Source organism: Nocardia sp. NPDC003999, assembly GCF_053604885.1.
This window is the reverse complement of record NZ_JBSGIB010000029.1, coordinates 14,590-34,991: the sequence shown is the minus strand read 5'-3', so window position 1 is coordinate 34,991 and position 20,402 is coordinate 14,590. Positions and strand designations below refer to the sequence as shown.

The window sequence follows — 20,402 nt, the reverse complement described above, 5'->3', positions numbered from 1 at the left end:
GCGAGGCAGCCCGCGAGTTGTCGCGGGTCAATCCGATACGTGGACCCCGTATCCCGCGTTCCCGAGGGCGGTGAGCACGTCGTCGCGATGAGCGGTACCTCGTGTCTCCAGGGTGAGCGCCACTTCCACCTCGTCCACCGCCAGCCACGTCCCGGTGCGGGAGTGTGCCACGTCGACCACGCTTGCGCCCGTCTTGCCGACCACCGCCAGCAGCGATCCCAGCGCGCCGGGGCGATCGGAAATCGTCACGCGCACGGCGAGATAGCGACCTGCCGCGCTCAGGCCGTGACCTATCACGCGGGTCAGCAGCAACGGGTCGATATTGCCGCCGGACAGGATCGCGCAGACCGGCCCCCGCAGGCCGAGTTCCTCGGGCGAAATACTCATCAGAGCGGCGACCGCCGCGGCGCCCGCGGGTTCGACGATCAGCTTCGCGCGTTCCAGGCACAGCAGCAGCGCCTGCGACAGCGCTTCCTCGTCCACCGTCACGATTCGTGAAACATGCTGGGCCACATGGCCGAACGGCACTTTGCCGGGCTGTCCGACCGCGATGCCGTCGGCCATCGTCGACATCCGCTCGACGCGGACCGGGTGGCCCGCCGCCAGCGAGCCCGGCCAGGCGGCCGCTTCCGCCGCCTGCACCCCGATGACGCGGACGTTCGGCGCCATATGCCGCAGCGCGACCGCGACTCCCGCCAAGAGCCCGCCGCCGCCGGTGGGCACGAGCACCGTGCCGACCTGCGGCAGCTGCTCCGCGATCTCCACGCCGGCGGTGGCCTGGCCTGCCACGATATCGGGATGGTCGAACGGATGGATCAGCGTCGCGCCGGACCGGTCGGCGAAATCCAGTGCGGCGTCCAGCGACTCGTCGATGGTCTCGCCCACCTGGCGGACTTGCGCACCGTATGCCTTGGTCGCCGTCACCTTCGGCAGTGACGCCCCGACCGGCATGAACACCGTCGACGCGATGCCGAGCGAGGCCGCCGACCACGCGACGCCTTGCGCGTGGTTACCGGCGCTCGCGGCCACGACGCCGCGCTCCCGAACCTCCTGCGGCAAATTCGCGATTCGGTTGTAGGCCCCGCGCGGCTTGAACGACCCGGTGCGCTGCAGGTTCTCGCATTTCAGCCACACTTCGGCGCCCACGCGCTCGGACAACACTCGCGAGGCCAGCAGCGGCGTGCGCCGGATCACCGGGTCCAGCAGCCGCGTGGCCGCCGCGATCCGCGGCATGTCGACGGTCTCCATAGCGCCATGCTGCCACTCGGGCAGGCGAGATCAGGCGGCTCTGGCGAGGTTGTGGGCCAGCGTCCCCAAGCGCGCCAGGCGCGCGTCGCCGAGCGGGGTGATCCGGCTGCCCAGGCGATTGGTGACGAAGCCGAGCGACATCCCGGTCGCCGGGTCGGCGAAACCGCCGGAGCCGCCGAGGCCGAAATGGCCGAAAGCCGAGATGGGTTCGGTCTTGGACGGCTTCATCGGCACGCCGTGGTAACCCAGCGCCCAGGGAATACGGAAGGCCAGCACGTAGTCGGGGGTGAACACCTGCCGCCGGGTGATCTGCTCGATGGTGTCCGGGCGCAGCAGCTGATACCCGTCCAGTTGCCCGCCGTTGGCGAGCGCGCCGTACACGCGGGCCAGCGCGCGGGCGGAGAAGACGCCGTTGAGGCCGGGCATCACCGAGTCGTGCAGGCGCGGATCGGCTACCAGCTCGGCGAAACCCACGGGGGTGGTGTCGGCGGCGGCCGCGAAGCGGGTGCGGGCGAGCATCCGCGAGCCACGCTCCCAGCTCATGCCCGCGACCGTCAGGCGCGGGAAATTGGTGGCGATACGCCCGCGCTCGGCTGCCGGGACCCGGAACCACAGTTCCTCGACCGCGAGCGGTAGCGCGATCTCGGTGCGCAGCGCGTCGGTGAATTCCGTTCCGGTCACCCGGCGCACCAGCTCCGCGGCGAGGTGTCCGTAGGTGATGCCGTGATAGCCGCTGGTCACCCTGTGCCGCGGATCGGGCGCGGCGGCCGCGAGCGCCGCGGTGACCGCGGCGTCGTCGAAGAATCGCTCGACCGGTCCGGGCAGCAGCCCACGCAGCCGGTGCAGCCCGGCCCGGTGGGTCAGCATCGCCCGCACGCTGATGCGCTCCTTGCCCGCCGCCGCGAACTCCGGCCAGTAGGTCGCGAGCGGCTCGTCGTAGTCGATCAGGCCGCGCTCGGCCAGGCGATGCACCAGCGTGCTGGCGATCCCTTTGCCGGTGGAGAACGCCATCGCGACGGTGTCGTGCGCCCACGGGACATCCGGATGCGCGTAACCGGCCCAGACGTCCACCACCGGCTCGCCGTGCAAGTAGACCGCCAGCGCTCCGCCGCCGTCGGACGGACGCCGGAACAGCCGGTCGAACTCCGCCACTAATCGCGCGAAGCGGCGATCTACGAATTGTCCTGCCGAAACTGTCATCGAAACCTGTGCCTGTCTTTCAGCGCCTGCGGCGTCGCGAACAATCCAATGCTAGGTGTCTCGTTTCGCTCGAGACCGGTGGCCGGGACCCGCACCCACCACGCGACCGGTCGGTACTGTGAGAAGACGTTTCCTGACCGTCACACGGGTGACCGGGAACGCAACACGCTGCCCCTAGCGTGTTGTCATGCCCCCGAGACGACGTTCGGCGCTGCTCGCGAGGTTGGTCGTCGACACACCCGGCCGCCCGCAGATCATCCTCGGCGAACTGCGCCGGGTGATCCTCGACGGGGCGGTGCCGCCCCGTACCGTCATCCCGCTGCGCGAGGTGGCGGAACTGTTCGGCGTGAGCCATATTCCGGTGCGCGAGGCGCTCAAGACGCTGATCGGGGAGGGGCTGGTCACCCACGAGCCGCACGCCGGATACACGGTGGCGCAACTGACCGCCGCCGAGTTGCGCGAGATGTACATCGTGCGGCAGACCTTGGAGACGGCCTCGCTCGCCGCGGCCGCCATGAACCACTCCGCCGCCGACCGCGCCGAACTGCTGGATGTGAACGAGGCCATGGAACAGGCGATACGCGACGACGACCCGGCCGCCTACCACCGTGGGTCGCGCACCTTCCATGTGGCGCTGACCCGGCCGTCACGCATGTTCCGGCTGCTGCACATGCTCGAAGCGGCGTGGAACGTCACCGAGCCGGTGCAGTCGATGGTGCACATCGGCCGGGCCGACCGAGTGCGGCTGCACACCGACCACGCGTTGATGCTGGACGCGTTCCTGGCCCGGGACGTCGAGCGCCTGCTGCTCGTCGCCGAACATCACCATCGCAGGCTGGAGTCCGTGATCGCGACCTTGCCCACCGATACCGGTCTGCTCGCCCCGGAAGATATATCTGCCGCGCAATAGCCGGGCAATAACCGCGCAATGGACGGGCAATAGCCGATTCCTACCGTCGTTTCGATCACAGTTTCACCCTTCGGATGGGAAACACCATGACCGAAACCATCGCCGCGGCACCCGCTCCCGAGCGGATCGCCCCCGCAGGCTATGATCCACGGCTCACAAACGACGATCTCGCGCCGCTGCGCAAGCAGAACTGGGGCTCTTACAACATCTTCGCGTTCTGGATGTCGGACGTGCACAGCGTCGGCGGCTATGTCACCGCGGGTAGCTTGTTCGCGCTCGGCTTGGCCAGCTGGCAGGTACTGGTGGCCTTGTTGATCGGGATCACCCTGGTGTATTTCTTCTGCAATCTGGTCGCCAAGCCGAGTCAGGCGACCGGCGTGCCGTACCCGGTCATCTGCCGCAGTGCGTTCGGCGTGCTCGGCGCCAATATCCCCGCGATCATCCGCGGGCTGATCGCGGTGGCCTGGTACGGCATTCAGACATTCCTCGCTTCGGCGGCACTGGATGTCGTACTGGTGAAGCTGTTTCCGTCCCTCGCGCCGTACGCGGTGGCAGGCGACTACGGATTCCTCGGTCTGTCGCTGCTCGGCTGGGGCAGCTACCTGACGCTGTGGGTGGTGCAGGCCTGCGTTTTCTGGCAGGGCATGGAGTCCATTCGCCGGTTCATCGACTTCTGTGGGCCCGCGGTGTACGTGGTGATGTTCCTGTTGTGCGGTTACCTGATCGCGAAGGCCGGCTGGGGCGCGATCGATCTGAACCTGGGCGCGGTGCGGTACACCGGATGGGATTCGGTGCCCGTGATGCTGGGCGCCATCGCGCTCGTGGTCTCCTACTTCTCCGGGCCGATGTTGAACTTCGGCGACTTCTCCCGGTACGGCAAGTCCTTCGCCGTGGTGCGCCGGGGCAACCTGCTCGGTCTCCCGCTGAACTTCCTGCTGTTCTCGTTGCTGGTGGTGATCACCGCCTCGCTGACGGTGCCGGTCTACGGCGAGCTGATCACCGACCCGGTCGCCACGGTGGCGCGCATCGACAGCACCTTCGCGATCGTGCTCGGCGCACTGACCTTCACTGTCGCCACCATCGGCATCAACATCGTCGCGAACTTCATCTCGCCCGCCTTCGACTTCTCGCACGTGAGTCCGCAGCGCGTCAGCTGGCGCGCGGGCGGCATGATCGCCGCGGTGGGCTCGGTGCTGATCACGCCGTGGAATCTCTACAACAACCCGGAGGTCATCCACTACACGCTGGAGGTGCTCGGCGCCTTCATCGGCCCACTGTTCGGGGTGCTCATCGCCGATTACTACCTGGTACGCAAGCAACGCGTGGCGGTGGACGACCTGTTCACGATGTCCAGCAGCGGACGCTATTGGTATCGCGGCGGATACAACCCGGCCGCGGTGATCGCGACGGTCGTCGGCGCGCTGGCCGCGGTGATGCCGGTGCTGGCCAAGGATGTCACCGGTATGTACACCGCGGCACAGTACAGCTGGTTCATCGGTTGCGGCCTCGGCTTCATGGCCTACTACGTCCTTGCCACACGCACCTGGCCGGCGATGCGGGAGAGCGCGGCCTGATGCATATCCGTGTGGTCAACCCCAATACCTCCCGGGCGATGACCGACACGATCGAGCGGTGTGCCAGGGCCGTCGCTGGTCCTGGCACCCTGCTCGACGCGGTGACCTCGGAGATGGGACCGGCCTCGATCGAAAGTCACTACGACGAAGCGCTCAGCGTTCCCGGCCTGCTCGCCGCGATCCGGCGCGGGGAGGCCGAGGGGGTCGACGGCTACGTGTTGGCCTGCTTCGGCGACCCCGGTCTCGACGCCGCGCGCGAGCTGGCCAGGGGACCGGTGATCGGGATCGCCGAGGCCGCTATGCGTACCGCCGCTCATCTCGGTCGCGGGTTCAGCGTGGTCACCACCCTGGGCCGGACCGTCGGCCGGGCGGCCGATCTGGCGGAGCGCTACGGGATGCGGCACTTCTGCCGCGGTATCCACGCCTGCGAGATTCCCGTGCTCGCCCTCGACACCGATCCGGACGCGCGCAAGATCGTCACCGAAGCGTGCCGGGAAGCGGTCGAGGCGGACCGGTCCGACGCGATCGTCCTCGGCTGCGCGGGGATGGCCGATCTGTCCGCGCACGTGCGCGCCGAGGTCGGCGTGCCGGTGGTGGACGGTGTGGCGGCGGCGACCCTGACCGTCCAATCGCTGCTCACGCTCGGTCTGCGCAAGTCCGGCCGGGGCGAATTCGCCGCGCCGCCGCCGAAGCCTTACACCGGCTCGCTGCGATCGTTCGGGGCCTGAGCGAGGCTCAGGCGGCTACCGCGATGGCGAGCTTGCGCAGTTCGGCGTCCGGGTCGGCCACGTCGACCACGAGCCGTGTGACGTCCGCGCCCGCCAAGTCGATACGGATGGCGTGTCCGTCGAATCGGGTGTCCCAGAATTCCTTGCGGCCCTTGCCGCGGAAGGTCCCCGCCGCGATCACGCCGGGGAAGAAAGTGCCGGGCGTGCGCACCCACGGCGGGCGGCGGTCGACCCCGGCCATGCCGAGCGCGGTGACGGCGGACAGGTCGAAACTCAGCTGGTCGCGCAGCGCCAGCAGCTGATGCGCACCGAGCACGTGCACCGTCACCGTCGTTCCGGTGACCTCGAATTCCACCATCACGCACCTCACTTCACCGAGAACTCGTACCTCTCAACGATGCAGAACGGTCCTGGTCACAGCCTGTGCCGTTCCTATGAGTTCTCTCAGTTTCACTCCATGTTGTTACATGGATATGCGCATCAATCGATGTCACGCACCATGCCGAGTGTGTCGACCAGCGCGAATGTCGAGCTACAACCGGCTCGGGAGGGAAAGCCGTCGTGAATTCGCCGGCTGGATCGAGGCAGCCGCGCCGCCTGCGCAGTCGGCGAGATGTGTTCGGCTGCCTCGGACCAGGAGAAAACGATACGACGAATCAGTGCGCAGAGGTTCCTGTGACGTGCGCGTGTTCCGCGACGTCGAGGACACCGGCCAGCCATGGGGTGTAGGCGTCCGGGTTGTCGGCCAGCGCGTCGCGTAGCGCGTCCGGCTGAATCCACGCGAAGTCGGCGACCTCGGCCGGATCCGGTCGAGGGTTGCCGATGTCGAGGCGCCCGATCAGAACGTGATCCCACTCGGATTCGACGCGGCCGGTGCGCAGGTCCGCCGCGTGGTAGCGGTAGATCCCGGCCTCGGTGAGCGCGATCGTCAGGCCCATTTCCTCGGCCAGCCGCAGCCCCGCCGCGGCAGCGACCGGTTCGCCGGGTGCGGGGTGGCCACAGCAGGTATTGGCCCACAGTGACGGGAACCTGGTCTTGACCGCCGCACGCTGCTGCAAGAGCACCCGGCCCGCCGAGTCGAACAGCAAGACGGAGAACGCGCGGTGCAGTCGTCCCGGGGCCAGGTGTGCCTCGGCGACCGTGCACGCGCCGACCGCGCGGCCCGCGTCGTCGACGAGTTCGACGGGCAGGGCCTCGCGGTCGGTGTACGGCTGGGCGAGGGCGTCGGTCACCTGCCCACCTTATCGGCGGCGATGAGCAGGTAGTGGAAGCTCCCCTCCTGGTACGCGGTCAGGAACGGCTTCTCGACGCCGGTGGCGAGCTCGGAATGCGTGCGCAGCTCCCAGTACGGGATGGTCGCCGCGGTGAGTTCGGTCACGGAGATGGGCACCAGGTTGTTCGCGGCCAGGGCGCGGAAGTACTCGCCGCGCGGATGGATCATGCAGCCGTAGTGCGCGTCGATCCAGCTGACCGAGGACGCGCGACCGCCGGTCACGTCGTTGGAGCAGCCGGTGATGCACACGTAGCGTCCGCCCGGCTCCAGCAGGCGGGAGAACTCGCTGAACAAGTCGAAGAGGTCCACGTACATCGTGGTCTCGTTGGTCCAGATCCCGCGCATGGAACCGGTCTCGAAGCCGGTGTCGAGCATGTTGCGGAAGTGGAACCGCACCTTGTCCGCGACGCCGCGGTGAACAGCCTGGTCATTGGCGAAGCCGACCTGATATTCGGAGATGGTCACGCCGTCGACCTGGCAGCCGAAGCGCTGGTTGGCCATGAAGCTGGTGCCACCGCGCCCCGAGCCGCCGTCGAGCAGCCGGTCGCCGGGCCGGACGTCGCCGAGGTGGTCGAGCAGGAAGTCCGCCTGCGCGGTCTCCAGCCGGTGCAGTTCGGCGACGATGCGTTCCTCCCGGGTGTCCGCCGGGCCGGTCAGCACGGACAGGTCCGGCTCGCCGATGCCGTAGTGGTGGTGGTAGAGCCCGTCGACCTCACCGAGTTTGGTGTTGACCCGGTCGTCGTTCGGGTTGTTGTTCCAGTACGCGGCGACGGATTTCTGGTAGCTGGTACGCAGAACGGTCCCGGTCTCCGGGTTGAGCATGGTCATGCGCGATCATCCTCTCTCGGTGCGGTACTGCTTCGTTGCTCTCTTACAGGTGGCTCTGGTGCGGGTCGCGATAGCGCTTGCTGTCGGCGTGCCAGGCGCGGTTGCCTCCCATCCAGGCCCACAGGCCTGCGAGGAAACGGCGTAGTTCCGGCGAGCCGAGCGCGGCCAGGGGCGCCGCTTCCCGTTCGAACCGGTGCACGAGTTCGTCGTGCACCTCGGCGGTGCGCAGCACGGCCTCGCGGCGCGAGCAGCGCTCCTCGGCGGCCAGGACGGTCGGCAGGTTGAACTCCCTGCCGTTGGAGAGATCCTCGCGCGCCATCGAATACAGGTCGTTGACCATCTGGCTGGCCAGCGCGGCGGTGGTGACCACGCGGCGCACCGCGGGGTCGGTGTACTCGGCGGCCGGTAACTCGTAGCCGCCGACCACATCGGTCGGCGCCATGCACGGCAGGAAGCTGTGCGGTTGCCGATTGGCGAGGTACTCCCACACCGGCGGCATCCGCCCCGCCGAGCGCCAGCCCGCTTCCGCTCCGAGCGCGATGAACCAGCCCGCGATCTCGGTGCGCAGCCGGGCCAGTTGCGCAGGGCGTGCGTAGCGTGCGAGGTGCTCGAAGGACGTGCGAAACGCGCGCAGGATCGGATCGGCTTCGAGAGCGGCCTCGAGCTGGGCGACGTAACGCGCGGGAAGATGGACCGGGTCCATGGCGGCGGCCGCCAATTCGAGCCGGGGACCCAACTCCGCCTCGGCGCTGGACGGGGTGCCGTCCGGTGCCCGGTCGTCGGCATCCTCCTCGCAGTAGTAGTCGTCCACGGACCATTCCGAGACCGCGCATTTCGCCGCCGCCAGCAGCCGGTCGGCATCGTCGCAGTCCGGGTGGGCGAGCATGATCAGCCGGCCGAAATCGGCGTCGCGCAACTCCTGCAGCCGCCCCTCGTACAACCCGATGTCCCTGGCCCAGTCGACGATGCCGATGTTGACGGCCTCGGCGAGAGCCGGATCGTCACGCAGCGGCGGCGGGCAGTACAGCGGTGGAATCGGATCCTGCCGATCGCGGCACACCTCGGCGGTGCCGGATCCGGTCGGTGTGCGTGGCACGCGTGCGGGACCGCCCGCGGCATCCGACCCGATGCTCGGTTGCGTCCGCGTGCCCGTGCGAGGTGGCCCCGCGAGGCCGTGTAGCAGCGCCGACGGCGTGCCGAGCCCGGTGGGTCCGGTGGGAATGCGTGGCGCTGCGGGCAACGGAGTTCGTCCCGTCACCAGGGGCGGCCCCGGTGCGGTGGCGAGAACTGCGGCTGCCCCTTCGATGGCTGCTCCCGGTGTGCCGGCGCGGACAGCGGTAGGGGAAGTCGCCGCCACGGCGGGCGTCGTGGCAGCGTCCGCGCCGGTACGGGGAAGCAACAGCGCGGCGGCGCCCAGGCCGGACGGACCGAGCAGAGCGCGCGGTGTGACCCCCGCCTGTCCGGCCACCGACGAAATATCCGGCGAATCAGCCGCTTTCGTCGACAACAGGTCGGCCGGAGCGGTTGTCCGGGTATTGGTGAGTAGCGCGACGACGGTGGCGGCCACCTCATCGGTGGCGTGCGCCGCCGCGGCGCGGGAGAGCACCGACATGCCCATCACCCCGGTCAGTCGGCTTGCCGGGCGACCGAGACGTTGTCGAGCACGCCGAGCGCGTCGGGCACCAGCACGGCCGCCGAGTAATAGCAGCTGATCAGGTAGGAGATGATCGACTGGTCGTCGATGCCCTTGAAGCGCACGTTGAGGCTCGGCTCGTATTCGTCCGGAATCCCGGTCTGGTGCAGGCCGATCACGCCCTGGTCCTTCTCGCCGGTGCGCATGGCCAGGATCGAGGTGGTCTGGGTGTCGCTGATCGGGATCTTGCCGCACGGGAAGATCGGTACGCCTCGCCACGCCGGAACCCGGTGCCCGTCCACCTCGACCGGATCCGGGTAGAGCCCGCGCTTGGTGCATTCGCGTCCGAACGCGGCGATCGCCTTCGGATGGGCAAGAAATAGTTTCGTGCTGCGGCGCATGCTGAGCAGTTCGTCGAAGTCGTCCGGGGTGGGCGCGCCGGTCTCGGCGTAGATGCGCTGCTTGAGATCGCAGTTGTGCAGCAGCCCGAAGTCGGGGTTGTTGACCAGGTCGTATTCGCGGCGTTCGTAGAGCGCTTCGATGGTCAGGCGCAGCTGCTGCTCGACCTGATTCATCGGGTCGTTGAACAGGTCGGCGACTCGGGTATGCACCCGCAGCACGCTCTGCGCCAGGCTGAGTTCGTATTGGCGTGGGGCGGCGTCGTAATCGACGAACGTGCCTTCCAACAGCGGCTCGCCCGCGTGGCCGGAGGCGATCGCGATGTCCGCCTCGCCTTTGTTGTTCTGCGGATGGGTGGGTGCGGAAGCCACGCGAGAAAGTTGCTCGCGCAATGCCGAAGTTCTGTCGATGAACTCTGTGAGTGATCGTCGCGGAAGGACCAACATGGTTGTTCGCGTGACCGTCTTGATGGTGACCGGCCAGATCGCCGAAGGTTCGGTCAATATCGTGTCGCCGAAGAAGTCGCCGCCGCCGAGGATGCCGAGCTTCGTCTGCTCGCCGTACTCACCCGACCCGATTTTGCTCAATTTGCCGTGCACGATCAGCAGAATTTGATCCATCGGATTGCCGAATTCCGCTACCACAATGCCCGGTTCGAGATCGCGCTGTTCGAAACGGTCCGCGAGGGCGCGCAGCACGTCCTCGTCATCGAATCCGCGCAGCGCCGGAAGTTCTTGCAATTCCAGGGGAATGACGCGTGCGGTGGAGCCGTCGATGACGAATTCCACTTCGCCGTTGCCCACGGTGTGGGTGAGGCGGCGGTTCACTCGGTATACACCGCCGTTGACCTGCGTCCACGGCAGTGCGCGAGTGAGCCATCGCGAGCTGATGCCCTGCATCTGCGGTTCGGATTTGGTGGTGTGCGCGAGCAGGCCCGCGGTACTGGTGCTCAGGCTCCTGCGCACGTTGTTTTCCGTTTGGACTGGCATTTCAATGGTCATGCGTGGTCCTCACCTCGAGACGGCCACCGAGACGTGGTGACGGGTTGTGGAGCAGGGGATTCGAGATCGTCGATAGTTCAGAGTCGCCGGGTGTTCACATCAAACAGCAGCGGGCGTGCCCGCGGAGAGCTCATCGATCGAATTTGCCTACGCGCCAGGGCGTTCCAGACGTGATCGATGGTAGACGCCGAAAGCGGCTGTGCACAGAAAAATTTCGAAGATCGTTCCGACGCGCGCCGGATGGTCACGACACGCGGTCGATTCCGGTAACGGCGGGTTGCGTCCGGAGGTCCGGTCCGAATTGCGTTCTGGTAGCGGCAGATCAGCTATGTGAGCGTTCGACTGCCTCGGCACAAGCGGTGCCCGGCGCTCTCTCGATGTGGGCGAATCGGGCGGCTGGAGTGGCCATCGCGGCCATGCCGTGGCATCCACCGGTCGCGAGCGATGTCCCTACCCGCTGTGCTGCCGGACGTAAGCCATGTCCGAGCCGGGGCGTGGGTGCCGCCGGGATACGGTCGAGTAGGTGACCCCTCGATCGATGTGCGCCCGTATTCAAGCGCGGCGTGAAAACGGTGGCGGGCGCCCGGGCACACCGATGGCGCTGACCTATCCGGGTTGCCGGTGGCCGGGGCTGCCGCGATGGAATGTTTCCGCGTCGATACGTGACCGGCAGGGAGCCGACTGCGGCAACCTGGCATGTGACGTGTCACAGCGGACACATAATGGACAAGTGGTGTGGGAAGCTCGTCTGAACACGTCGCCGTGTGTGATGCGGGTCACGTTCTAGGGTAGGGCCAGGAGCGATGGTGAAGTTGAATGCGAAGGTTGTGGTGGGCTCGGTACAGCGGTTGATGGCGACCGCGCAGAACGGCCTGGAGGTCATCCGCTTCGGCGGACTGACCCCTGACGTGGCGTCCTCGCCGTTCGAGGTCGTGGAACGCAGACGCATGTACCGGCTGCGGCATTACTTCCCCGACGACACGACGCCGGGGCGCCCGGTGGCCGTGCTGGTCCCGCCGCTCATGGTGAACGCCGACATCTGGGATGTGAACGCCGAAGAGGGCGCCGTCGGGATCCTGCACCGCGGCGGCATCGACTGCTGGGTGGTGGACTTCGGCTCGCCCGCCAGCGAGGAGGGCGGCTGGCAGCGCGATCTCGCCGACCACGTGCTGGCCGTCAACAGCGCGATCGACACCGTCAACGAGGCCACCGGCAGCGGCGTGCACCTGATGGGCTACTCGCAGGGCGGCATGTTCGCCTACCAGACCGCCGCCTACCGGTACGGCAAGGGCGTGGACAGCATCGTCACCTTCGGCAGCCCGGTCGACATCGTCGCGGGCATGCCGTTCGGGCTGCCCTACGGCATGGTCTCCGACGTCGCGGACTTCCTGGCCGATCATGTGGTCACCCGGTTGCCGATCACCGACTCCATGGTGCGCATCGGCTTCCAGTTGCTCGATCCGGTGAAGACGGCCAAGTCGAGGATCGACTTCCTGCTTCAGCTGCACGACCGCGAGGCGTTGTTGCCGAAGGAGCGCCAGCGCCGATTCCTCAACAGTGAAGGCTGGGTCGGTTACGCGGGCCCGGCCGCGGCGGATCTGCTCAAGCAATTCGTCGCGCACAACCGACTGATGCTCGGCGGTTTCGTGATTCGCGATCACCCGATCTCGCTGGCCGAACTGAAATGCCCGATCCTGGCGTTCGTCGGCGAGGTCGACGACATCGGACAGCCCGCCGCGGTGCGCGGCATCGTGCGGGCCGCGCCGAACGCGGAGGTCTACGAGGCGACATTGGTCGCGGGCCACTTTGGCCTGGTGGCCGGAAGCATGGCCAGCAAACACACCTGGCCGCTGGTGCGGCAGTGGGTGGAATGGATGAACGGCGACAAGCCGCTGCCCCCTGAGATCGTGCCGATGACCGAGCACGTGCCCAGCAATCGCCCCCGCTCGGCGGCCACCCGGGTGGTGCACACCGCCGCGACGCTGGCCGAGGCGGGCACCGGCGTCGGCAAGGCCCTCGAAGGCATCGCGAGCAACACGGTGCGCGGATCGATCGAACTGGCGGGAGAGGCCGCGCGGGCTCTGCCGAGGCTGACCCGCCTCGGCATGATCCAGCCGCACACCCGCATATCGCTCGGCCGTTTGCTGACCGAGCAGACGCGCCGCGCGCCGCAGCGGGACCTCTTCCTGTTCGACGACCGCGTGCACACCAACGCGGCGGTCAACGAGCGCATCGACAACGTGGTGCGCGGCCTGATCTCGGTGGGCGTGCGCCCGGCCATGCGGGTCGGCGTGGTGATGGAGACCCGGCCCAGCGCGCTGGCCTCGGTCGCGGCGCTGTCGCGGCTGGGCGCGGTGGCGGTGCTGCTCGCCCCGCACAGCGACCTGCGCCGCGCGATCGAGCTCACCGGCGTCGAGACGCTGATCTCCGATCCGGAGAACCTGCGGCAGGCCGCCGCGACCGACGCCAGGGTGCTGGTGCTCGGCGGTGGTAGCACGCGCGAGCTGGCGCTGCCCACGACCGACCGCCTGATCGACCTCGAGCAGATCGACCCGGCGCGGGTGCGGGTGCCCGCCTGGTACCGGCCGGACCCCGGTCTGGCGCGCGAGCTGGCGTTCGTGCTCGTCACCGGCACCGGTGACCGGCTGGAGACGAAGTACATCACCAACCACCGCTGGGCGCTGTCGGCGTTCGGCACCGCGACCACGGCCGATCTCAATCGCAGGGACACGGTGTACTGCCTTGCGCCGCTGCATCATTCGTCCGGGCTGCTGGTCAGTCTCGGCGGGGCGATCGCGGGTGGCAGCCGGGTCTCGCTGGCCCGGTCGCTCGACCCGGCGCGCTTCGCCGAGGAGGTGCACCGCTACGGCGTCACCGTGGTGACCTACACCTGGACCATGCTGCGCGACATCCTCGACGCGGAGGTGTTCCCGGACGGCCACAGCCACCCGATCCGTTTGTTCATCGGCTCCGGAATGCCCGCCGGACTGTGGCGGCGCACCGTGGAGCAATTCGAGCCCGCCCGCGTGCTCGAGTACTACGCCTCGATCGAGGGTGACGTGGTGCTGGCCAACGTGGCCGGGGTGAAACGCGGCTGCAAGGGGAGGCCGGTTCCCGGCACCGCGAAGGTGGAACTGGTCGCCTACGACCCGCTCACCGAACGCATCCTGGTCGACGGATCCGGCTACGCCCGCCGTTGCGCGGACAACGAGGTGGGTCTGCTGATCGGCAAGGCGTCCGACGGCGTCGACATCTCCGCGGGCGGCCTGCGCGGGGTCTTCACGGCGGGCGACTCCTGGATGCCGACGGAGAATCTGTTCCGCCGCGACGGCGACGGCGACTACTGGCTGATGGACCGCACGGACACGGTGATCCACACCCGGCGCGGGCCGGTCTTCGGTCAGCCGATCGTCGACGTGCTCAATGACATCACCGCTGTGGACATGGAAGTCACCTACGGACTGAACGTCGACGACCATTGCATCGCGGTGGCCGCGGTGAGCGTGCGCGAAGGTCTCCGCCTGGACCCGAAGGATGTCACCGAGGCGTTGCGGGTGCTGGACCCGGACCAGCGGCCCGACCTGGTGTACGTGGTGGACGACATCCCGCGCAGCCCGTCGTTCCGTCCGTCCGCCCGCGCCGTGCAGGCGGCGGGCAGGCCGGAGCCGGGGCCGGATACCTGGTGGTACAACCGGGCATCGGACGCCTACGAGATCCTCACCGACGACCAAGCGCGCGCGCTGCTCGGTGGCTGACGCGATACATGTTGCCGAAGAGCCGGATTCATCGACCGATGGCATAGTGAGTGCCTGTGGGAACGAGCCTCATTTACCGCAACGGGACTGTCTACGAGGTCCTGATGCGCGGGTTGTACGGCAAGCACTACACGGCTCGGTATCGCGCTATCGCGGAACTCGTCCCGGAAGGGGCGAGCGTGGTCGATCTGTGCTGCGGACCCGCGACGCTCTACACCCGCTACTTGCGCCACAAGTCGGTCGACTACACCGGGCTCGATCTGAACGAGCGCTTCGTCGCGCGCGTGAACGAAGCGGGAGGGCGGGGCAAGGTGTGGAATTTGCATTCCGGCGACGCGCTGCCCACGGCCGATTACGTCATCATGCAGGCCAGCCTCTACCACTTCCTGCCCGAGCCGCGCCCGCTGCTCGATCGGATGCTCGCTGCGGCCACCGACCGGGTGATCGTCGCCGAACCGGTCCGCAACCTGGCCACCAGCGACAATCCGGTCCTCGCCACGATCGGCAAGCGGTTCACCGACGCGGGCGACGGCGAGCAGGCGCACCGCTTCACCGAGCGGACGCTGGACGAGTTCTTCACGGCGTACGGCCCGCGGGTGGCGCGGCAGTCCCTCATCGCGGGCGGGCGGGAGAAGCTCTACATACTCACCGCGTGAACCGGCGTGCGGACCGGTTCACACGGTGAACGCGGTGACCGCGTCCACGACGCGGGCCACCTGTGCGTCGGTGAGATCCGGCCAGAGCGGCAGACGCACGACGGTTCCGGAGAACTCCGCGCTGCGGGCGCAGGCCCGCGGCGTGCGGCCGAGCTTGAACCCGGCCGGGCTGGAATCCAATGGGATGTAGTGGAACGGTGCGGAGATACCCCGCGCCGCGAGGTGCGCGATCAGGTCGTCGCGGCGGCGCTCGTTCGGGGTCCGCAGGTAGTACAGATGCGCGGTGTGCCCGCGATCGGCGGGCACGGACATCAGACGGACATCGTTGCGCTCGGCCCACTCCGGCAGGGCGGCGGCGTAGGCGTCCCACACCCGGTGGCGTCCGGCCTGGATGGTGTCGAACTCGTCCAACTGCGCGTCGAGCACGGCCGCGTTCAGCTCGCTGGGCAGGTAGCTGGAGCCGATGTCCTGCCAGGAGTACTTGTCCACGGCGCCGCGCAGGAACCGGGCCCGGTCGGTGCCCTTCTCCCGGATGATCTCGGCGCGCGCCATCAGGATCTCGTCGGTGAGCAGCAGCGCGCCGCCCTCACCGCAGTGCACGTTCTTGGTGTCGTGGAAGCTCAGCGTGCCCATCGTGCCGATGGTGCCGAGCTTCCGGTCACGCCAGGTGCCGCCGAGTCCGTGCGCGTTGTCCTCCACGACGGCGAAGCCGTGCGCGTTCGCCAGGTCGAGCAGTCCGGCCATGTCGGCGGCGACGCCACCGTAGTGGATGACCACCACGGCCTTCGTCCGCTCGGTGACCACGGCCGCCACCGACTCAGGGTCCAGATTCCCGGTGGCCGGATCGATGTCGGCGAAGACGCACGTGGCGCCACGCAGCGCCATCGAGGTGGCGGTGGAGGTGAAGGCGAAGCTGGGCACGATCACTTCGTCGTCGGGCCCCAACTCCAGCAGCAGGCCCGCCATTTCCAGCGCGGATGTGCAGGAGGTGGTGAGCAGGGCGTGTGGAGCGCCCGTGATCGCCTTCAGCTTCGCGGTGGCCGACGCGGTGAACTGTCCGTCGCCGTGGCTGTGGTCGGAGGCCAGCACGGCCTCCAGATTCGCTAATTCCCGGCGCGCCCGGTACGGACGGCTGAAGATGACGCGGTCAGTGCTCAACCCGGTCGGTCCCCCTGCTGGCGGTGGTCGCGGTCATTTCCGAAGTGTCCGCCGGACGCGGTGTCGGCGTCTCGACGGTCAGATAGAGCGGTTTGCCCACCAGGATGTGCAGCGCCACGCCCAGGTACTCGGCGATGAGTCCGAGTGAGAACAGGATGGCGCCGGAGCACAGCAGCAGCACCACGATGGTGGATGCCCAGCCTTCCGGCGCCCAGCCGTCGGTGGTCAGCGCTTCGATCACGACGACCGCGGCCATCACGCCGCCGGCCAGCGCCAGGGTGACGCCGAGCAGGCTGACCAGCCGCAACCCGCGGGTCCCGCTGCACAGCACCATCTTCCAGAACAGCGAGAACAGGCGGCGGTAGTTGTAGCCGGACTCCTCCCTGCCCTCGGCGCGCAGCACCACCGGCGCCTGCGCGACGGCGCCGACCACCCAGGTCAGCGCGACGTCCAGGTAGACGCCGTTGGACGCGACCTCGGCCAGTTGCCTGCCGATGTCCCCGCGGATCAGCCGGTAGCTCTCGAACCGGGTGGAATCCGGGAACGCGAACAGCGTCGCGAGCACCAGCTTGGCTCCGCGCGAGGTCAGATTGCGCAGGAAGCCGTGCGGCCTGGTGTTGCTCGGCTTGGAGTAGACCAGATCGGCGCGCTGCGCCAGCGCCGTGTCCAGGAACGTGCTGATGAAGCGGGGATCGTGCTGGCCGTCCTCGTCCATGGTGACGATCCAGTCACCGGCCGCGGCCGACATCCCGGCGATCGTCGCGGCGTCCTGGCCGAAGTTGCGGCTGAGCCAGACGGTGCGCACGGTCGGATAGGTCCGTTGCAGTTCTTGCAGCACCACGTCGGAGCGGTCCGGGCCGTGGTCGTGCACCAGGATGATCTCGGAGACGACGAACGGGGTACCGCCGGGAGTCTCGGTGGTGCGCGTGAGATCGTGCAGTTCGGCGACCAGACCGGCGATCGTGTCCTCGCCCCGGTACACCGGCACAACCACCGACACCGTGTGCGGCCGGTCCACGCCGGGCCGTGCCGGGTCACCGTTCGTCGCGGGGGCGCCGGAACGGAGTGTGCGGGCGGGTGGGATCGGCATCAGCTGGATCGACTTTCGATGACGGTGCGTGCCGGTACTCGTGGCAGAACTGCGGAGCCCGAACCGGTGTGGACTCTAGCACGGTGCGCCGGGTGGCCAGCGGAGCAGCTGATCATGCCCTCATCTTGGTGGCGTCCGCGACCGATGCCAAGCCGGGAGCCGCCCTGTAGGGTTTGGAACTCGTGACGGACAGTGCAGTGCTCGACTCGCCGCCGGACGCGTATTCGCGGCGAGATGTCTACCGGTGGGGGGTCATCACCGCGCTCGGAGTGGTCGCGGGTTACCTCGCTGTCCTGCTCGCCAACGCCCGGCATTTCTTCACCGACGACACCGAGTCCCAGTACACCTCGTTGTGGGTCGGCCTCGGCCGTGCGCTGCGCGCAGGCGATTTTCCGGTCATGGTGCCCGAGCACTGGATGGCGGGCAACAACACCATGGACGACGCGGGCCTGTTCAACCCGCCGCAACTGCTGATCGATCTGATCGCGCCCTCGGTGGACAACGTCGCGCTGTACGCCACCGTCGTGAAGCTGATCTTCTCGATCATCGCCGCGCTCGGCGTGTACCGCGTCTGCCTCGTCTACGGCGGGCGGCCCGCCTGGTCGGCGGTGGCGGGTATCGCGCTGCCGCTGTCGGGCTTCTTCCTGTTCTTCGACGAAGCCAGCTGGATGACCGCGCTCACCGGCACAGCGTGGATGGTGCACGCTTGGGCGGCCTCGGTCCGCTACACGCGCGGTCGAGGCGGGCCCGTTCCGGTTTTCGTCTACCTGTACCTGACCATCTCGACGCAGTACATCTTCCCCGCGGTCGAAGCGGTGCTGATGCTGCTGGCCGTGGCCGTGGGCGAGCTCGTGTACCAGCGCAAGTGGCAGCCGGTGCTGCGGCTGACGCTGGCGGCGGGCTGCGCCGGGCTCGCGGGCCTGCTGACCTTCCTGCCGAGCATGCTGTCGGCCAAGGTGACCTGGCGCGGCACCGCGCAGATCAACAACGACCAGTTCCTGACGGTGCCGTGGTCGGAGTCGCTGAACGCCAGCCTGCCCAGTTCGATGCCCGCCTTCACGTCGTGGTGGGGTTACGTGCAGCCGCTGCCGGTCACCTACATCGCCTGGTTCCTGATCCCCGCCCTGGCGTTCGTCGACTGGCGGCGAGCCAAGGAGGCGTGGCGGGAGCTCAGCGCGATCGCGATCTTCGCGATCATGATGCTGATGTGGACGGCGGGCCCCGGTTCCGTCGGGCCGCTGCGCTGGCCCGCACGCGTGCTGCCGATGCTGGCCATCGGGCTGCTGGTCCTGGTGTGCGTGCTGCTGGGGCGTTTCGGGACGTTCCGCGATCCGAAGAACCGCGGCATCGCGGCGGGCGTGCTGATCCTGCTGCTGTGGGTGCGCTCCTTCTCCGCCGACCCGCACGACGCCATCTGGCACGTCATCGCGGCCTTGGCGCTGGCGGCGCTGGTGGCGGCGGCGGTGTGGCTCGGGCGCGCCAAGGGCACCGCGGCGGCGTGCGCCCTGACCATCGTCGCGATGTTCCCGATCGCCTATTTCCAGGTCGATGCCGCGCAACCCACGCCGATGTCGTGGAATCTGCCGACGAAGCGTTCGGAGGCGATGGCCGCGTTCCCGGACTTCGCGGGCAACACCATCCAGCTGGGCGACCGCGGACTGCTGCAGCCGCAGGACAAGAGCATCGAGGCGGCCTACGGCTCGCTCGTCTTCGGTAACTACGCCCGCGGACTCGAGTTGAACTACGTCAACGGGTACACCCCCAGCGGCCATTTCTACTTCGGTGAGCTGCTGTGCATGCGCTGGGACGGCAGTGTCTGCCCGGACGCCTACCGGCGCATGTTCGCGCCGGAGCCGACCACCGGGCGGCCGTTGGTCGATCTGATGAACCTGGACCGCGTGGTGGTGCAGCGGGCGCTGTTCCCGGACGCGCCCGGCCGGCCCGCACCCGAGGGCTGGACGTGGGTCGAGTATCCCGGGCACGAGCGCTACATCGCGGTGCTGGAACGCGTCGGCGGACCGATCTCGACGACGAACGGCCGCGTGACGGCGACCCAGAAAGCGACCGCGACATCGATCTCCGAGACCGACACCACCAGCCGGGTGCGCGTGTCCTCGGCCGAAGGCGGCCGGGTCGTGTTCGCTCGGCTGGGCTGGCCGGGGTACCGAGTCACGTTGAACGGCAAGTCGCTTCCGATCACGACGGTCGCCAAGTCCTTCATCGCCGTCGATGTTCCCGCGGGCACCCAGGACGCCGAACTGGTGCTGACCTGGCGTCCGCCCGGCTGGAAGATCGGCATCGCCGCCGTGGTGGCGGGTGTGCTCGGCATCGGCGTCCTGCAGTGGCTGTTCGTCCGGTCCCGGCGCCGCGAGGAGCCGGAGGAGAGCGCCGCCGCCGAGCCCGCCGAACCGGATCGCCAGTTGGCGGACGTCGTTTCGTGACGACGAACCCGCCTCCGGTCGCCGTGGGCGCCGACGCGGTGGGCGACGGGCCCGCGGCCGGACTCCTGGTGCGGGTGGTCCGGCGGCAGGAGGTCGCCTTCGCGCTGGTCGGCGCGTGCAACACCCTGCTCGGGATCGCGCTGACCGTGGTGTGGCTGGCGGTGCTGGGTGACGCGTGGCCGCCCGCCGTGGCGGTCGTGCTGGCCTACGCCGTCGGCATCGTCGTCGCTTTCGTCCTGCACCGGACGCTCGTGTTCCGGGTGCGCGGCCGAGTGCTGCGCGACTTCGCGGGCTTCGTCGTGGTGAATTCCGGTGGGCTGCTGATGAACACGGTGCTGCTGTCGCTGGCGGTCTCGGTGCTGCACCTGCCGCGGATTCCGTCGGCCGTCGTGGTGATGGGCCTGGTCGCCGTCGTCAGTTTCTTCGGCCATCGCTACATTTCGTTCCGCCGCAAGCCGGAGGCGCGGACCGAGAACGCGACCGGATGACGCGTCACCGAATGGCATCC

Annotated in this window: 16 protein-coding genes; 7 read left to right on the top strand and 9 right to left on the bottom strand. The window is 68.4% G+C overall.

The genetic code is table 11. The features are described 5' to 3' along the window. Window positions 1-27 precede the first annotated feature (27 nt). Together ilvA and ACWESM_RS33585 are read right to left on the bottom strand one after the other, a co-directional pair. Window positions 28-1,248 carry a threonine ammonia-lyase gene (gene ilvA / locus ACWESM_RS33590; RefSeq protein WP_452495186.1) on the bottom strand — a complete coding sequence of 407 codons (1,221 nt, stop codon included), beginning with the start codon at window positions 1,246-1,248 and terminating at the stop codon, window positions 28-30. Between the two features lie 30 nt (window positions 1,249-1,278). Beyond that, window positions 1,279-2,448 (bottom strand): serine hydrolase domain-containing protein, encoded by a 1,170-nt coding sequence (locus ACWESM_RS33585; RefSeq protein WP_452495184.1) that lies wholly within the window; start codon window positions 2,446-2,448, stop codon window positions 1,279-1,281. Window positions 2,449-2,635: 187 nt separating this feature from the next. On the opposite strand from ACWESM_RS33585, the gene ACWESM_RS33580 reads away from it, so the two are divergent. The 3 genes from ACWESM_RS33580 (at window position 2,636) to ACWESM_RS33570 (ending at window position 5,660) form a co-directional block, all read left to right on the top strand. Continuing rightward, entirely contained in the window at window positions 2,636-3,358 is a 723-nt protein-coding gene (locus ACWESM_RS33580; protein ID WP_355080789.1) for a GntR family transcriptional regulator, read from the top strand. 86 nt (window positions 3,359-3,444) lie between these two features. Beyond that, window positions 3,445-4,932, top strand: a complete 1,488-nt coding sequence (locus ACWESM_RS33575; RefSeq protein WP_452495182.1) for an NCS1 family nucleobase:cation symporter-1 — start codon at window positions 3,445-3,447, stop codon at window positions 4,930-4,932. Next, complete coding sequence (locus ACWESM_RS33570; protein ID WP_355080793.1) at window positions 4,932-5,660, top strand: aspartate/glutamate racemase family protein; 729 nt, start codon at window positions 4,932-4,934, stop codon at window positions 5,658-5,660. The genes ACWESM_RS33575 and ACWESM_RS33570 overlap by 1 nt, the downstream gene beginning before the upstream one ends. Window positions 5,661-5,667: 7 nt before the next feature. Here the strand turns inward: ACWESM_RS33570 and ACWESM_RS33565 are convergent, their stop codons facing one another. The 5 genes from ACWESM_RS33565 to ACWESM_RS33545 all read right to left on the bottom strand — a co-directional run bounded on the left by ACWESM_RS33565 (window position 5,668) and on the right by ACWESM_RS33545 (window position 10,794). After that, window positions 5,668-6,018 (bottom strand): hypothetical protein, encoded by a 351-nt coding sequence (locus tag ACWESM_RS33565; RefSeq protein ID WP_355080795.1) that lies wholly within the window; start codon window positions 6,016-6,018, stop codon window positions 5,668-5,670. Window positions 6,019-6,316: 298 nt separating this feature from the next. Next, a complete protein-coding gene (gene idi / locus ACWESM_RS33560) occupies window positions 6,317-6,892 on the bottom strand; it encodes an isopentenyl-diphosphate Delta-isomerase (RefSeq protein ID WP_355080797.1) in 576 nt (191 codons plus the stop codon). Further along, window positions 6,889-7,761 (bottom strand): geranyl diphosphate 2-C-methyltransferase, encoded by an 873-nt coding sequence (locus ACWESM_RS33555; protein ID WP_355080798.1) that lies wholly within the window; start codon window positions 7,759-7,761, stop codon window positions 6,889-6,891. The genes idi and ACWESM_RS33555 overlap by 4 nt, the downstream gene beginning before the upstream one ends. Window positions 7,762-7,804: 43 nt before the next feature. Continuing rightward, complete coding sequence (locus ACWESM_RS33550; RefSeq protein ID WP_452495179.1) at window positions 7,805-9,373, bottom strand: family 2 encapsulin nanocompartment cargo protein terpene cyclase; 1,569 nt, start codon at window positions 9,371-9,373, stop codon at window positions 7,805-7,807. 14 nt (window positions 9,374-9,387) lie between these two features. After that, window positions 9,388-10,794 (bottom strand): family 2B encapsulin nanocompartment shell protein, encoded by a 1,407-nt coding sequence (locus ACWESM_RS33545; RefSeq protein WP_364430214.1) that lies wholly within the window; start codon window positions 10,792-10,794, stop codon window positions 9,388-9,390. Window positions 10,795-11,597: 803 nt separating this feature from the next. Between ACWESM_RS33545 and ACWESM_RS33540 the strand changes: the two genes are divergently transcribed. After that, entirely contained in the window at window positions 11,598-14,549 is a 2,952-nt protein-coding gene (locus ACWESM_RS33540) for an AMP-binding protein (RefSeq protein ID WP_452495177.1), read from the top strand. Window positions 14,550-14,605: 56 nt separating this feature from the next. Next, a complete protein-coding gene (locus ACWESM_RS33535) occupies window positions 14,606-15,205 on the top strand; it encodes a class I SAM-dependent methyltransferase (protein WP_355080806.1) in 600 nt (199 codons plus the stop codon). 18 nt (window positions 15,206-15,223) lie between these two features. Here the strand turns inward: ACWESM_RS33535 and rffA are convergent, their stop codons facing one another. Together rffA and ACWESM_RS33525 are read right to left on the bottom strand one after the other, a co-directional pair. Continuing rightward, window positions 15,224-16,363: a dTDP-4-amino-4,6-dideoxygalactose transaminase gene (gene rffA / locus ACWESM_RS33530; RefSeq protein ID WP_452495175.1), complete on the bottom strand. Its 1,140-nt coding sequence runs from the start codon at window positions 16,361-16,363 to the stop codon at window positions 15,224-15,226. Further along, on the bottom strand, window positions 16,353-17,453 hold the full coding sequence (locus ACWESM_RS33525; RefSeq protein WP_355080809.1) for a glycosyltransferase family 2 protein: 1,101 nt from the start codon (window positions 17,451-17,453) through the stop codon (window positions 16,353-16,355). The genes rffA and ACWESM_RS33525 overlap by 11 nt, the downstream gene beginning before the upstream one ends. Before the next feature lie 269 nt (window positions 17,454-17,722). Between ACWESM_RS33525 and ACWESM_RS33520 the strand changes: the two genes are divergently transcribed. Further along, window positions 17,723-19,894, top strand: coding sequence for a hypothetical protein (locus ACWESM_RS33520; RefSeq protein WP_452495229.1), 2,172 nt, complete (start codon window positions 17,723-17,725; stop codon window positions 19,892-19,894). Further along, entirely contained in the window at window positions 19,891-20,382 is a 492-nt protein-coding gene (locus ACWESM_RS33515; RefSeq protein ID WP_412808094.1) for a GtrA family protein, read from the top strand. The genes ACWESM_RS33520 and ACWESM_RS33515 overlap by 4 nt, the downstream gene beginning before the upstream one ends. Window positions 20,383-20,402 lie beyond the last annotated feature (20 nt).